The 15,228-nt window shown below is 43.5% G+C and carries 13 protein-coding genes; 3 read left to right on the top strand and 10 right to left on the bottom strand.

All coding sequences use genetic code 11. From position 1 onward, the window contains the following. Nucleotides 1-6 precede the first annotated feature (6 nt). The 3 genes from VSQ62_RS11775 to VSQ62_RS32435 form a co-directional block, all read right to left on the bottom strand. Nucleotides 7-927 (bottom strand): amidohydrolase family protein, encoded by a 921-nt coding sequence (locus VSQ62_RS11775; protein WP_334635115.1) that lies wholly within the window; start codon nt 925-927, stop codon nt 7-9. Beyond that, nucleotides 924-1,985, bottom strand: a complete 1,062-nt coding sequence (locus tag VSQ62_RS11770; protein WP_334635113.1) for a LacI family DNA-binding transcriptional regulator — start codon at nt 1,983-1,985, stop codon at nt 924-926. Before VSQ62_RS11770 ends, VSQ62_RS11775 begins: the two co-directional genes overlap by 4 nt. Before the next feature lie 830 nt (nt 1,986-2,815). Beyond that, nucleotides 2,816-3,169, bottom strand: a complete 354-nt coding sequence (locus VSQ62_RS32435) for an MATE family efflux transporter (RefSeq protein ID WP_350339913.1) — start codon at nt 3,167-3,169, stop codon at nt 2,816-2,818. A gap of 9 nt (nt 3,170-3,178) precedes the next feature. Here VSQ62_RS32435 and VSQ62_RS32430 point away from each other — a divergent pair, with 9 nt between their 5' ends. Next, nucleotides 3,179-3,481, top strand: a complete 303-nt coding sequence (locus VSQ62_RS32430; protein WP_350339923.1) for a helix-turn-helix domain-containing protein — start codon at nt 3,179-3,181, stop codon at nt 3,479-3,481. Here the strand turns inward: VSQ62_RS32430 and VSQ62_RS11765 are convergent. The 7 genes from VSQ62_RS11765 to VSQ62_RS11735 all read right to left on the bottom strand — a co-directional run bounded on the left by VSQ62_RS11765 (nt 3,478) and on the right by VSQ62_RS11735 (nt 11,547). Next, complete coding sequence (locus VSQ62_RS11765; protein WP_334635111.1) at nt 3,478-4,806, bottom strand: sedoheptulokinase; 1,329 nt, start codon at nt 4,804-4,806, stop codon at nt 3,478-3,480. The genes VSQ62_RS32430 and VSQ62_RS11765 overlap by 4 nt on opposite strands. A 99-nt stretch (nt 4,807-4,905) precedes the next feature. Beyond that, nucleotides 4,906-6,147 carry an MFS transporter gene (locus VSQ62_RS11760; RefSeq protein WP_334635110.1) on the bottom strand — a complete coding sequence of 414 codons (1,242 nt, stop codon included), beginning with the start codon at nt 6,145-6,147 and terminating at the stop codon, nt 4,906-4,908. A 4-nt stretch (nt 6,148-6,151) separates the two neighbouring features. Then, nucleotides 6,152-7,465 (bottom strand): ABC transporter substrate-binding protein, encoded by a 1,314-nt coding sequence (locus VSQ62_RS11755; RefSeq protein ID WP_334635109.1) that lies wholly within the window; start codon nt 7,463-7,465, stop codon nt 6,152-6,154. Nucleotides 7,466-7,488: 23 nt separating this feature from the next. Beyond that, nucleotides 7,489-8,331, bottom strand: coding sequence for a carbohydrate ABC transporter permease (locus VSQ62_RS11750; protein WP_334635107.1), 843 nt, complete (start codon nt 8,329-8,331; stop codon nt 7,489-7,491). Nucleotides 8,332-8,341: 10 nt separating this feature from the next. Further along, complete coding sequence (locus VSQ62_RS11745) at nt 8,342-9,232, bottom strand: carbohydrate ABC transporter permease (protein ID WP_334635106.1); 891 nt, start codon at nt 9,230-9,232, stop codon at nt 8,342-8,344. A gap of 46 nt (nt 9,233-9,278) precedes the next feature. Then, nucleotides 9,279-10,259, bottom strand: a complete 981-nt coding sequence (locus VSQ62_RS11740; protein WP_334635105.1) for a sugar phosphate isomerase/epimerase family protein — start codon at nt 10,257-10,259, stop codon at nt 9,279-9,281. Between the two features lie 13 nt (nt 10,260-10,272). Beyond that, on the bottom strand, nt 10,273-11,547 hold the full coding sequence (locus VSQ62_RS11735; RefSeq protein ID WP_334635104.1) for an MFS transporter: 1,275 nt from the start codon (nt 11,545-11,547) through the stop codon (nt 10,273-10,275). Between the two features lie 241 nt (nt 11,548-11,788). On the opposite strand from VSQ62_RS11735, the gene VSQ62_RS11730 reads away from it, so the two are divergent. Beyond that, nucleotides 11,789-13,603 (top strand): sensor histidine kinase, encoded by a 1,815-nt coding sequence (locus VSQ62_RS11730; RefSeq protein ID WP_334635103.1) that lies wholly within the window; start codon nt 11,789-11,791, stop codon nt 13,601-13,603. Beyond that, nucleotides 13,578-15,065, top strand: a complete 1,488-nt coding sequence (locus VSQ62_RS11725) for a response regulator transcription factor (protein WP_334635102.1) — start codon at nt 13,578-13,580, stop codon at nt 15,063-15,065. The genes VSQ62_RS11730 and VSQ62_RS11725 overlap by 26 nt, the downstream gene beginning before the upstream one ends. The last annotated feature ends 163 nt before the right edge of the window (nt 15,066-15,228 follow it).

The raw sequence follows: 15,228 nt of genomic DNA, 5'->3' as shown, positions 1-15,228 counted from the left end.
TTCGTATCAATTACTGGCCAACGATATGTTCCCATCATTTTCTCCTTTCTGTTCATCACACTTTATCTTTGGAATACCCAGATACTTAGCCATATTCCCGCCCATTATAAGCTGGATATCCTCTTCATTGTCCTCACCCACCAGATCACGGACGATCATTCTCTTAGTAGTTGCCAGATCAAAGGGGCCGTCTGTTCCAATCACAAACTTTTTGGCACCTTCCCGTTCAAATGTTGCCCTTAATGTTGTAGGCGTCACATTCAGTGTCAGATCCAGCTTCAGATTATCAATTCCTTCCGCCACTTCTCCTGCTGTACCAAATGACCGCATATAACCCGCGTGTGCCATTAAGAACAATATCTCCGGAAAATCCTTCGCTACCTGAGCTAACTGTGTTGGAGTATTGTTCACAGAATCACCCGCACAGTGCACCACAACAAATAATTTTCTTTTACACCTATTCTGTAATTCTGTAAGCTTTTCCATGATCGGATATATGATTGATTTGTTATTAATTTCAAAATCATGCTCCAATGGATGCAGCTTGATCCCCCACAGACCTAATTCCAGAATCGAGCGTTCCAGCTCTTCTAACGCTTCATTTTTAATCGGCAGCTCCATCGGTTTCCCATATTTTTCTTTCGGCCAGTTGTATATCTTCGGCGCCTGAAGCCACGGATTTATCGTGCATAGTCCTAATACCCTTTCTGGAAACATCTTCTGGATCTTACTGATATAATCGTTCCCAATATACGGATTCCACTGTGGTGTCTTATGTACAAATCCTTCATTCACCTGAAAAATCACCTGGATATCGACGCCATTCTTATCCATCCATGGAATAAGTTCTTTTTCTGCATCAAATGTGTTGATCAGACATACACCTGTGTGATAATGTGTATCAATTACCGGCCAACGTTCTTTCATCTTTCTTCTCTCCTTTTGCTTTTATTTCCCAGCATCACACCGCAGGATTCCCTGACCTCAAGCCTTGGATAATATTCTACCCTTTGCGCTGCTGCTGTTGGATTCTTGATTCTTTCCAGAAGAAGCTTTACTGCTTTTATCCCAATATCTCTGCAAGGCTGGACAATTGTCGTGATCCTCGGCTGAAACAAATCAGCCCACTCAAAATCATCAAAAGCCACCAACGCCATATCTTCCGGTACCCGTATCGACAATTCCTGAAGCGTGCGCATAATACCAAGTACCATGAGATTGTTAGACGCTACTATTGCCGTTGGAAAATCATCTGTGTCCCATATTGTTTTAAATCTTTCTTTCGAGCGGATCTTAGACGGAACGATCCTTGATTCCCCTAAGATCAACAGCCTTGGATCGAAAGTAATACCTGACTCCTGAAGCGCACATTTATATCCCTCTATACGCTCTTCTGTCGTATTGATTCCTCTGAGTCCTGATATAAACGCTATGCGCTTATGTCCCAATTCGATCAGATGTCTCGTAAGCATCTTTGCCGCATTTCTATTCTCTGTACCTACCCAATCTCTCCAATCATCCAAGGTTCTGTCAATGCATACAACCGGAAGACTCACGCTATCCAGATATGGCGCCGCATATTTTTCGGAATGTGTCGTAGGAGAAAATATCAAGCCGTCCACACAACGTTCTTTAAATGACCGAATCAGTTCTAATTCTTGCTTAGGATCGTCATCCGAATCGCCAAGAATCAACATATATCCATCCTTTAAAGCTTCTTCGTTAATTGCCTGTATCACATCAATAAAAAACTGATTCGTGATATCCGATACAATGAGCCCTATCGTCTTCGTCTCACTTTTTTTCAAGGCCTTTGCCACCAGATTCGGTGTATACCCTGTCCTGTCTATAATTTTCTTCACTTTCTTCTTCGTATCAGCGCTTACATTTTTAGTCCCATTGATTACATGGGATACCGTTGATTTCGAAACATGTGCCATTTCAGCAATATCACTGATTGTAATTTTTGTTTCTTCCTTCTTCATATAAAGATTCCTTTAATTAGCGAAACGTTTCTCCTTTTGTTGTAAAAAAAAGCAAAACATACCCCTCTCTAATATATCCATAATTCTCCAAATATTTGCTAATTTTTGGATTCTATACATTTGAGGAATTATAGATTATATAGCGAAACGTTTCTCTTTTTTCTTATAATACCATCTTAATGATCAGTTGTCAATTCTTTTTTGGCTTAATTAGATACATCAAACTAACGAAGGTTTTTGATGGCAAAGCTATCAGAGCCTCGCCGTAGGGATTCTGTTCGCCTTCATGGTCTGCAATATTTTCAAAATAGCATCCGCAATCCGATCGTATTGATTAATTGCGTTTTCCGACACTTGAAGGACATAAGCAATGTAATTATATAACTGCTCCCTATCAGTTAACGCTTCATTCGTGATCCCATCGCCTCAAGGCATGCCGCCGCGGACACCGCCGCCTCAAGAAGAAGCGGAATCTCTAGTACACCGAATAATAAGTAACCAGCCATATAACTTGCCTGATTTTCCATCTGCGTCGTTGGTCTACACTCCGTTACGGTCCGTGCTGAACATGTGCCGCTGGCACATAGCACCGTCAATCGGCGTAGCGCCCACTACGCCTCATTCCTCCGCCTTGCATATAAAAAATCATTCTGCGTTATATGGCTAGGAACTTATTTTTCGGTGTACTAGTACATTATTGCATTAATCTTGAAGTAATAGTACTTGATATTCGTGTCAGCTGTAAGTCGACGAACCGACGGTGTAGCGGGCTACATCTAGGTTCGTAGGCGTGCAGATGGCATGGATAGCAAGTGCTTATTACTCAAGAATTAATGCAATGATGTACTAGGCCTTTTTCTGCAAACCGTCCCCCACCGACCCCACATCATCATACATCTGACCGCCTCATCCATGCAAAACCCTGCATAGATACCCACAATTCCCCACTCCAACACAATACCCAAAATATAAGAAGCACCCACGCCAAATACCCACATTGAAACCACGCTCAGCGCCACACAATAATATACATCCCCTACCCCTTTTAACGAATTGCTGAACATAAAATTACCAACCTTGAATAGCAGCGTAAACGCTTCTAAACAAATAATATCTTTCGCAATTTCTATAACAGCCTGATCAGATGTGAAAAAGCTTAGAATCAGACAGAAAAAAGGCAGCATTTACATGATATTAAGAAATACATTGACTGCTACTACAACGAACCTATACAGGTACAAACTATTGCCAGAGAATTTGCTATTCACCCGAATTATCTAACTTCGGCATTTAAAGAAGAATTCGGTTTATCACCGAAGCAATATATTATTGATAAACGGATCTCTGCTGCCTGTAATTTTTTAGAAACTTCCGCTTATTCTATCAAAGATATATCTTATATGGTCGGTTACGAGAACCAACTGGAATTCAGTCAGCTATTCAAAAAAGCAGTAGGAAAATCTCCTACCGCTTACCGAAGTAAATATATTACCTAAAAAAGAAAAGATTTATCGCAAAGGGACTTCATACACCGTACCGCGCCGCATGCCGCTTCTTCCTCATATGGAGGAATCTCTATCCTTAATCCGAACATTTCTTCTGCCAACTTCTGCATCAGAGGATTTTTCCGCAATCCGTTCCCCGCCCCGGCCAGACGATGCGCTTTCCTTCCCGTCAGTTCGCACATCTCAATATAATACTGATGCAGTTCATCCAATATTCCTATGATCACCCCTGCCGTCAGCGCGCCCGGATGAAAATTCTCTGTACTGATTCCTGCAACCTCTCCTCTCTTACCTGGATCGCTGCGGGTTCCTGAAAAGGTTGTCTTAACCTTCCATGCCGCATCAACCCCGTACTGCTCTATAAAATCACTTGCCTGTTCATACATAATCTTATAATGATCCCCTCCTCCCCTGCCGGACACTTCTCTGTAGAATTGCTCCAGCATCGCATAAGCCCGTCCTCCGCAAAGAGACGATCCCGCCAATATATAACTGTCCTTCATACATGGGCGAAGTTCCAGGTTTCCATTACACGCGGTATAATTCTCCGAAGCAAACGTCACCTGGCTTCCGGTGCCGATATTGATCAAAACCGTATCATAGAGATCGTCAACAGATCCAAAAAAGCTTGCCTGATTATCCCCGATCGCTCCCATGACCGGAATCCCTTCGGCCGTCTCTCCGGTAATAAAATGTTCTGTCCGAATCTTCGGCAGAAAGGAAATGTCGGTCCCTGCTTCCTTCAGCGCATCGTACATAAATTCCTTCTTCTCTAAGTCGAAGCATCCCCAGCTTGATGCCATATCCATGCCGATCACCGGCTCTGTACGTCCGCAGAGCTTCATTCCGACATAATCGCTGATCGTAGTCATCTTCTTTGCGTCTCTTGGAATTCTTCCCTTCTTCTGAAGATAATAATGCGTGGCCAGACCATATCCTGCTGACACCGCTCCCGCCGCTTCCTTCAATATCTGTACGCTGCTCCTTCCGCTATCAAGAAGCTTGTCTCCGCTGCCGTCCTGCCAGGTATACAGCGGGCTGACCGCATTGCCCTCCTCATCTACATACAACATTCCGTGCATCTGCCCGGTAAGGCCGATACCGGAAGGAATTCCATAGATACGGATCAATGCTTCTGTCTTCTCTTTGGTGATCTTATAGATCCTCTCTGGATCCTGTATCTTTTCTTCAGGCGTGCCTCCGGTAAGAAAAGACCTGTGCTCTGCCGTCTCGCGGGCAATCAGATTCCCGCTTTCTTTCTCTATAAGTACAATACTGACCGATGTTGTACCGATATCTATTCCCATGATATTCATAGACATTACCACCTTTTGTTGGTATTATATCACAAAGAATTTCTAAACTCTACTTTCTTTCCCAGACTATTTTGTACCTATTTTGCATTGCAAACAATCTTACCATTCCGCCCGAAATGAATCCCATTTTCTCCATCCTATAAGACTCACGATACATCCCGCGGCAGCACAGACACACCAGCCAATTCGAAGAGTTCCCCAGCCCCACCGGTCAGCGATCCACCCAAATCCGTAACTGGCGATCGTTGTCCCCGCATAGGCAGCCATATTAAGAATTCCTATCACCGTCGATATCTTGCCGCACTTTTTAAAATGAAGCGGAATCAAACTGATAATCAGCGTATTGATTCCCGTCATGACCGTTGTGATAACCCCCAAAAAAGCAAGCGAAAATACCGCTTTGTTATCCCCCCATGCCATCATACACAGAAGCGTCACAAAGGCAAGTCCGAAGAAAACCGCTATTGTTTTAACTTCCGTATGGAACCATCTTCGGTTCCAATTATCTGCCCAAAATACTCCAATCAGATTCACGACTGGCAGCACCATGGTCATCATTACAGAAACTACAGAACTTATGTGGAAACTGTCCGCCAGATAAGTCGGTATCCATGTAGAGATCCCGTCTTTCAGAATTCCATGGATACAAGAAATAATAATAATTCCTGCTAATCCCGACTGAATCAGTAACCGCCAAAATTCTTTAATTCCCTCATTCCTTTTTCTGCCATCTTCTTTACATATGATCAATGGGATCTTGCAGTCCCTGGTCATTATCTGGCAGCCGATCAACCAAAACATCGCGCTCACCAAGGTCCACACTCCAACTCCCCCAAAACAATATCTCCAACTTAAATACTTCAGACAAACGGCACTGTATCCATAAGCGCACAGCATCCCCGCCGGTCCCGTCGTCGACAGCAGAAGGCAGATCCTCGCACTCATTCCCGGAGAGGATAATTCTGTTATGAATCTTGCCATCGGTCCCCAGATAAACGCTTGAAACAATCCGTTCACAGACCATATCACCGTCATCCATGAAATACTGCTAAGACACCCCAATATGCTGTTCGCAGCCCCGCTTCCTAAAACCCCAAGAAAAACCAACAAAATCGGAGAAATATAGTCGCCAAGAATCCCGCTTAGCACTTGCCCCATACCATAAGCAAGGAAAAAGGCAGAAATTACAATTCCAATACTTTCCTTCGTCACATCAAGGTCAGCGACCATATCACTGATGCAGGCTGAGATATTCAGCCTGCCCAGATATACGGTAAAATAAGTTATCCATGTAATACAGATCAAGAAGCTTTCTTTTCTAATAGATTTCTTTTCTTCCATAATCCTACTGCGTACTCAAATATTCATCCAATGCAGCCTGCCCGATCTCCTGGGCTTTATCCAAGGCTTCCTGTGCCGGTACATTCTCGATTTCCACCAGGTCGGCCGCATCCGCAAGTGCCTGCAGAATCTTACCGCCGGTAGGATCGATAAAATTCATCTGAGAAAATTCCATCTGCTCGATCGGCACCTTTGCCTCTGGATGTTCTTCAAGATACTTCTTAAACTCCTCATCCTCAAGCGCCTTCTTCCTTACCGGTATATATCCCGTCTTCATTGAAAACTTTGCTGTACTTTCGGCACTGGTCAGATATGTCAGCCATTCAAACCCAGCCTGCTTCTCTTCCTTAGAAGCTTTGGATAATACTGCGCAAGTCAATGCGTCTGCATACGGACTTGGAGGATTATCATTGAATCCTGGCTGGATATGCGCTGCGATCTTATTAAAATCCAGATCTCCCTGATCCCCGCTTGAACCAGTATATCCTGCCGCCCGGTCCTGCATAACGTCATCAATCGTTTTATACCAGTATTCCCAACCGTCACCGCCAAAATGAATCCTCATGATCTTATCTTCATGAATCCATTTCCGCACACTTTCCCAAGCTTCCACCCATTCCGGAGTATTGACTGTAACTTTCGTACCGTCCTCACTCAGAACATCTCCGCCGTTACTGTACGCTATGTCTTTCAGATTCATCTCATCATACATAGGCTCCCAGCCATAAAAAACCGTCTCTCCGTTCTCCACGACCGTGAGCTTTTCTGCTGCCTCTGCCAACGACTGCCAATTCTTGAATGCATCCTCAGGGTTGATTCCTGCTTCTTTAAATACATCCTTCCTGTAATACATCACCTGTGTCGTGCCATAGACCGGCAGACCGATAGTCTGTCCTTCCATATCAATGCAATATTCCAGGAATGTTTCAAAGTAGTCCTCTTTCTGAAAGTCTTCATCCTCTTCAATATAACTGTCCAGAGGCTCTAACACTCCTCTCCCCTTAAACATATTGAGCGCGTCGTAGCCCAGAAGGGTAGTAGCCGGGACTGTACCGGATGCCATCGCCGCCTGCACCATCTTCTTTGTCTCATCATAGCTTGACTGCTGTACACCGATTACTTCTATGCGGTCTTGGGAATCATTGAATTCTTTGATCACATTCTCCATCGTCTTCCCAAGCTCCCCTCCAAGCCCGTACCAGAATTCAATCTGGACGACTCCGTCCTGCCCATGTTCCTCCGGTTTTGAACTCTTACCGCATCCAACCGCCGACACCGCTATAGCCAGCGTTAATATAACCGCATATATCTTCTTCATTCTCCCATCTCCTCTATCTTCTCTTATTCTTTTACCGCTGCATCATTCGTAATCCCTTTAATGATCCATTTCTGACCAAAAAAGAAGAGAATCAGCAACGGAAATATAATTACACAGCAAGCCGCCATAATAGCCCCCCATTGCATTCCGTAAGCTCCGTCAGATGAAAAAAACGTTCTAAGCCCCATACTTACGAAATATTTCTCCTTATCCTTTATAATCAAAGAAGGCCATAAATAATTGTTATAATTACCTATAAAGGACAGAATTCCTAACGTCACATAGGAAGACACCGACATCGGGCTAACGATCCTAGTGAATATCGTCCAATGACCGGCCCCGTCAACTCTTGCCGCATCCAATATGGAATCATTGATCTGCGAAAACGTCGTCCAGAAAAAAAATATATTAAATATACTTACCGAACTGGACAAAATATATCCCAAATGAGTATTCATAAGCCCCAACTTAGAGACAATGATATAGGAAGGGATATAGGTCGCCGCCACCGGCATGATATAAGTGAGGGTGATGATGATCACCAATATCTTCTTTCCGTAAAATTTTATGTTGACCAGCGCGTAGGCAAACAGAGCAGAGTTCACCAACACAATGGCGGTCGTAATAACCGCGGTATAGCTGCTGTTCCACATATACTTATAAAACATCCCATCCGCCAACGCATCTTGATAATTCACCCACTGTGCCGCCTTGGGCATAAGCTTAGGCGGCATCTGCCAGATCTCATCCTTCGTCTTGATAGAATTGGTCAGCATCCACAGAAATGGGAATGCGACGATGATACCCGCTGCCGCAAGACATACATGGATCCAGATATGCTTCCATTTTACTTGTTTTCTTCTCATACGACTACCCCTATCCATAGTATACTGAATTCTTTGATGCCCTTTTCTCGATCAATGACAGCAGCGCCGTAAGGATCACCAGTATTACAGCCACCGAAGAGGCTTTACCTGTATTAAAGGATTCAAAAGCCTCCTGGTAAAAATAATACAAAAGCGTTCTGGTCGAACCTGCCGGTCCCCCCTGAGTTAACACCTGGATCTGATCATACGCCTGCAGGGAATTGATCGTCGTAATGATCAAAAGAAAGAACGTCGTCGGCGATATCATCGGCAGTGTAATGGAAAAGAATCTCCTCACAGAATCCGCACCGTCAATGGCTGCCGCTTCTAACAGATTGGCAGAGACTTTCTGCAGCGCTCCCAAATAGAACAGCATTGTCCAGCCGATCTGTTTCCATACCGTCACTATGATGACCGACAGCATAGCCGTATCCATACTCTGCGTCCACTCAATTCCATGTATTCCCAAGAACCCCAACAGATAATTCAGAATGCCAACTCTCGGTTCAAATATCCAGGACCACACAATACTAACTGCTACCATAGGCGTAATATAAGGCGCGAATATGACCGCCCGATAGAATACTGAACTTCTTTTAGCAAGATTTAAAGCAAGCGCCGCCAATAGTCCAAGGACGATACTCGGAACAACGGTCCCAAGCGCAAAAGCCAGAGTATTCCAAAGCACCTCTGTAAAATCATGCTGTCCTATCAGACTAATATAATTATAAAATCCTACAAAATTAAAATGATCAGATATCATATCCCAATCTGTAAAGCTCATCCCAACAGAGTACAAGACCGGCCCAATCCAAAATACTGCCATCGGGATCAGCGCCGGCATGATAAAAAGCAGGCCGGCAAGATTCTCTTTCTTATTGCGAACTTTCATTCTCTTCATCTTTTCCTGCCCTTCCTTTCACACATTGATCTCACAGCGGACAAAATCAGCCTTCCTTTTTCGCTAATACCATCTGGTGGAACCGGACCGCCTTCTCATGGGTATCGCGCAGCATGTCCATCTCTTCCTGAACAGAATCAAATTCCGAACCGTACTTTAACCCTATTTCAAAATCAGCCGGAAGCTCTAACGGCGACCTTGCGACCCAATATGCAACCCTATCCCAATCAAGTACTCCTGTAAACGGCGGACGGTGGGCGTCAGCCTTCTCCACTGCGATATCGTCATCCAGTTTTTCCGGTTCTATAGAGTCAGTATCCTGCAGATGTGTCGCATAAAGCCTGTCATGATACTTTTCCAGGAAGAGATAGTAATTATCCTGGCACATAATGCTGGCATGTCCAGAATCATAACATAATCCCACAAATTCTTCGTCATATCTAGAGAAAATACGCTCAAACTTATCAATCTGGTACTCTAACGGCGTAAACAAAAGATTTTCCAATGCTATTTTAACTCCCGCCATCTTCGCATAACCTTGTATCTCATCGAATGATTTATACACCTGCCTATAATAATCTTCCATATCATCCGTACTCCTTGCAAACATACCGAATGGCAATTGCATATGCAATACCATAACACGGGCTCCGATATGGGTACACAAGTCTATCCTATTCTTCAACAGGTCCACCCCTGCTTCTCTAAGATATTCATTCGGATTCGTATAATCCTTGCGGATCCTGCTACACCGCTCTCTTACAGAAGGAATCCTCTTTCCATTCACGATTTTTCCTCTGAATCCGCCTTCTGTAGCATGAATGGAGTGCGCATGAAGTCCATAATGCTTCAGCACGTCTCTTGCCTGAAGCATCTCGCTCTTACTGTACATATATTCTCCCTCCCAGTCATGGATCCACTGGGTATGGGAAAATCCTGCCTCAGCGATATATTTGATTTGGTGTTCGATCGCTCCCCAATCATGAAGATCATTGTTATAATCTGTATTTACTGATGTTGTCAACATTTCCTGTTTCCTCCTACTTTTTATATTCTTCCAAATATCTAAGGTTCTGAATCTTCAGAATGATTACCAGAACCAGACCGACAACAGAGACGATCCCTGTAGCTATAAAAATCATTCTGTAACCCGCAATACCAGGATTTTTATCCAGGATACTCCCTGCCACCGTATACAGGTAGATCTCCGGCGCATACCCTACAACTGAGATGATTCCCGACGCGGTACCTGCAAGGCTCTTCGAGATACGCAGTTCATCGATCGGAGCAAAATACAATGCCTTCACCGCCAGCAAGCTTAATCCTTGAAGGACAAAATTCACTACTACTACCCATAACAGAGATCGGTTTGTCGGGATCAGCAGATAGAGGAAGGAAAAAACGGTCATTCCCACAAATCCATATTGCATAAACTTAATAACGCTCTTCATCTTGTCAGCCATAAATCCGCCGAGCAGCGATCCGATCAGCATCAGTGCGTATGCACGGAATACGCCAAGCAAAGCCACTGCCGAATTATTCATCTCGTATATCTCTGTAAAATACGGTGTCAAGTATCCAAAGAAGATCACCGCCGAATAGTTACACGCCACGATAGCTCCTACCATCCATACACGCGGTATCTTCACTACCTTCTTAAAATCTTCCCATGTGATCTTACTGCTGTCTTTTAGCTCTGTACCATCTGCTTCTACCGCACCCTTAGGATCCTGAACAAACAGAATGACCAGAACGCCGGCAACTATCATCATAGCACTGTAGAACTGAATCGCACCCGTGAGTCCCAGCACCTCATCTGTAAATCTGGAAAATACCCACACAGAACCCAGGGCTACCACAGTTCCTACCAGTCCTCTTCCGCCTTCCAGAAATCCAAAAAGCTTGCCCTGCTCATCGCCCCGTCCAAGATTATTGGTAATCTTAACCATAGACGCCCAGAATGTAAATACTGTCGTAATTCCAAATAACCCGTGAATGACCATCAACGCTCCAAATCCCGGAAGCATTGAATACCATAATCCTACTGCGCCTGTTCCAAAGCATGAGAATATAATCAGCTTCTTCGGTGAAATCTTATCCGCCAGCATTCCTCCCGGAAAATAGCAGATAAAATTAATAATGCCGTACATCGTCAGCAAAAGACCAAGCTGCGCTTTTGTAGAACCGGTCGCTGATTCCAGTGTCGAAAAATATGTATCCTTAAGATACGGCAGTTTTGTGATAATTCCCCCCACCAAAGATACACAAAAAAGTACTACCCACTTTTGAATTTTCTCTGACCTAAACTTAATCATCTTTTCCTCCTTCTTTACCTGTCGTTCCTTTCATCAGTTTTTCGCTTGAATATTCAGACTATCCTCCCTTCAGCTTTTTATTATTAATTATGGTTCCAGTATATCATCCACACTTTTCCGACAACATATCACAACTTGTGAATTCATATCATTTTCACTTATCTTTATCAGCATTGATGATGAAACGTACTGTTTTATGGTAAACTAATACCACTATTTCTTATGGGACAGGAGAGGTCAAATGACATTATTTAAAAATATGAATCTATCTAAAAAATTAATATTAATGAATATATTTCTGGTCACGCTGCCCACCCTTGTATTTGCATTTGTTCTTTATTCCGTGCAGTCACGCCAATTCAACAAACAGATGCTTCAGGAACGTCAGTCTGCCGTATCCCAACTGGCAAACAGTCTGGATACATCCTTAACGTCCGTAGAAGATCTGTCCCAATCCCTTGTATACCGAAGCACCATCTCTTCGCTTGTTACACGCTCCGACCTTGCCATGTATCCCACCTGGGCAAAATATAACAGCGAGGAGATATTGATCGACCTAAAATATTCCATTAAATACCAAAACCTGGGATTAAAGGATGCCAGCATATACACTAATAACCCGGATATCCCGGAATTAAGCAGTTTCCATGATATTTCCAAGTTGTATCAGCTTCCCTTTTATCAGGATTTCCGTAATTCACAGAAAAGCTTTGATTTTTACTGTCTCTCAACCGAAGAGACACAAGATTTTTATCAGGCGAAAGGTGAAGATCCGCATACATTCGGAAGGCTGATGATCTTCGTTCAGAGAATACAGCCGGATTTTTCAAGCGGTTACAGCGGTGTATTAATCTTTGAAGCAAATCCTCAAAAGTTTTTTTCTTCGCTGTCTGTTTACGAAAATCACTCATCTGGATATTTTATATATTTTCATAATCTGTCTAATTTTTACGGGTGCTCTCCCGACCCGGATGCAGTAAAGCAGCTGAAAGACAAGAATAATCGGCAGCGGAAACTTAACTTCTCCGACGCCTCCATATTGAGCCAACCGCTGACCCGATACCCAGTCACCATTGTTTCACAGAACCCGCATAACAAAAACCTGCAGAGCTACCCTGCCTTTAAGCTCTCATTTCTGCTCATTGTCATGACCGTTTTCCAGTGTGTCATCATGCAGCTTGTTACCAGCAGTATTTTCAGAAGAATCAATTCAAATATTACAGAGATGGATCAGATCATTGCCAACGAATTCAGCGGAAAGGTTACGATCAATTCTTCTGACGAAATCGGATTTATCGCACAGCGTTACAATACGCTGCTGGAGAAAATCGACACTTTGATCGAAGACATGATCTTAAAAGAAACCGATGCCAAAAACGCACAAATCAAGGCTCTGCAATTTCAGATGAATCCGCATTTCATCTATAATACATTGAGCATTTTTTCTGGAAATGCTCGGCAGAACGGGAATTTCGAACTGGCAGACGCCATCTCTTACTTCGGGCATCTGCTGCGCTATAATATTAAGGATACCGGATTGTACTCCACCGTAGAACAGGAATTAGAAAATACACGTTCACTGATCAAGGTATACTCCATGAAATTCATCGGGAAACTAGAATTGAATATCTCGATCGCCGATGATCTTCTGGAAAGAAAATTGATTAAATTTCTCTTACAGCCAATCGTAGAGAATGCTATCTTCCACGGAACCTCCGGTATCACTTCTAACATGTTTATAACGATGGAAATCTGGGAAACAGAACACGCCCTGGAAATAGCAGTCTCTGACAATGGGATCGGAATCAAGGAAGCATATTTGAAACAGATACAGAAAAACATCTTATACGGCACGCCCCTGTCGCAAACGCCAAAATCAAATTCATCTTTTATCGGACTGCACAATGTCTACGAACGAATCCAACTGATCTACGGCGCCAATGCAAAACTGACTATTGAAAGCATTTACGGCCAGGGTACCAAAGTCTGTGTACACCTGCCGATATTTCAGGAAACCGGAGGTATGAAAAATGACGATCAACTTTTTAATCATTGATGACGAATATTATATCTGCGAAGGAATCCGTACGATGATCATGACTTTCGGGATTCCAGAACTCGGTGAGATCCGCACCTGTTACAGCGGAGAAGAAGCCTTATCGATCTGCCGGACGTTCAAGCCGCAGATTGTTCTTACCGATATCAAAATGTCAGGGATCAACGGTATAGAACTTATCAAGCTGCTGAGTAAAACTCTGTATCCTGTCCGTTTTCTGGTCCTAAGCGGATACGACGATTATGAATATGTGCGGAACGCCTTTCAAAACGGCGCCGTAGACTATCTGCTTAAGCCCGTCATTTCCGAACAGTTGAAGAAACTTATAGAAAAACAGTGCCAATTGCTGAGAACCGATTTCCAGGAAAGAATGATCTCTTTGTCACGGCATCTTTTTGCAGCGGCAATACAGCCGGAATACCGATTCTGTTCTTCCCATGCAAAAGAAATCCAAACCTATCTGCCGTATAGCAATTATATGTTTTCTGTCATCGCATGTTCTAAAGATCACACGGAAACTGCCGCTTACATCATTGAACTGATCTATGATTATTGCGCATGCCATACTGCAGGCCCGTTTCTATGCTCCGACATAACAGAAAAAAAGACCGCCTTGCTTCTGAATTACCCGCAGCACGCGCCTGACCTCGCTCCTCTCTGGGATATGCTTCTGAACCGTACCGAAACGTCAGATAACGCAGAACTCGCAATCGGAATCAGCCGGACAGGAAACCTAGCTTCCGTCTACTCACTCTACTACGAAGCTGAAAACCGGCTCACCTTCCGGCTCTTAGAGGGATACGGGAAACTATATGCCTCAGATCCCCCGACTCCTGGCAGAAAACAGTCTGGGAAAATTAAGCAGATCATCTCTAATCTGTTAAAATCACCGGAATTGCTATACAGCAGTAATCTCTGGGATCAGCTCTGTACTCAGCTCCACAGGCTGAACATCACAGATCTGAAACATTTTTATAATTATTTTACCGGCCTTCTTCGTTCCAACCCGGCTGGCTGCGGTAATGTCGAATACATCGAACATCTTCCGTCTTTTTATGATTTTTCCAGCTATGCGGAGCTAGAAGAGTTCCTGCACCGGCAATTACAGACATACGCCTCTTATTGCCCGAAAGAACTGAAAAACCAATCAAATATAGAAAACATCAAAGAATACGTTGACAAAAACTTTACAAGCCATATCACCCTAAAAGAAGTGGCGGACCTGCATTTTATCAGCGCATCCCATTTAAGCAAATTATTTCACGAAAAATATAATATGTCTTTCCAGGCATATCTGACGTTTTGCCGGATGACCTATGCTGAAAATTTGCTTCACGACCCGCTCTTGTCGATCCAGGAAATCGCCGCAATGACCGGATATGAAAATGCATTCAATTTTTCGCGCGCCTTTAAAAATTACTTTGGGATCTCACCAAGCCATCACAGAAGACAAGACTCTTAAAAGTCCGGCGCCCACAGGACAACAGATGATTCCAGCTTAATTTTTCTACACACTTTCTATGATTTTATGTAAAATCCTCCTCTTTGCTTGTTTCTTGTTTTTTTTACTGATATACTAAAACGGTACATGAAAGAATACTAACGAGAGGAGGGATTGTCCTGAA

The organism is Sporofaciens sp. JLR.KK001, assembly GCF_036941055.1.
Classification (GTDB): Bacteria; Bacillota; Clostridia; order Lachnospirales; family Lachnospiraceae; genus Sporofaciens.
This window is presented reverse-complemented; position numbering and strand designations above follow the sequence as displayed.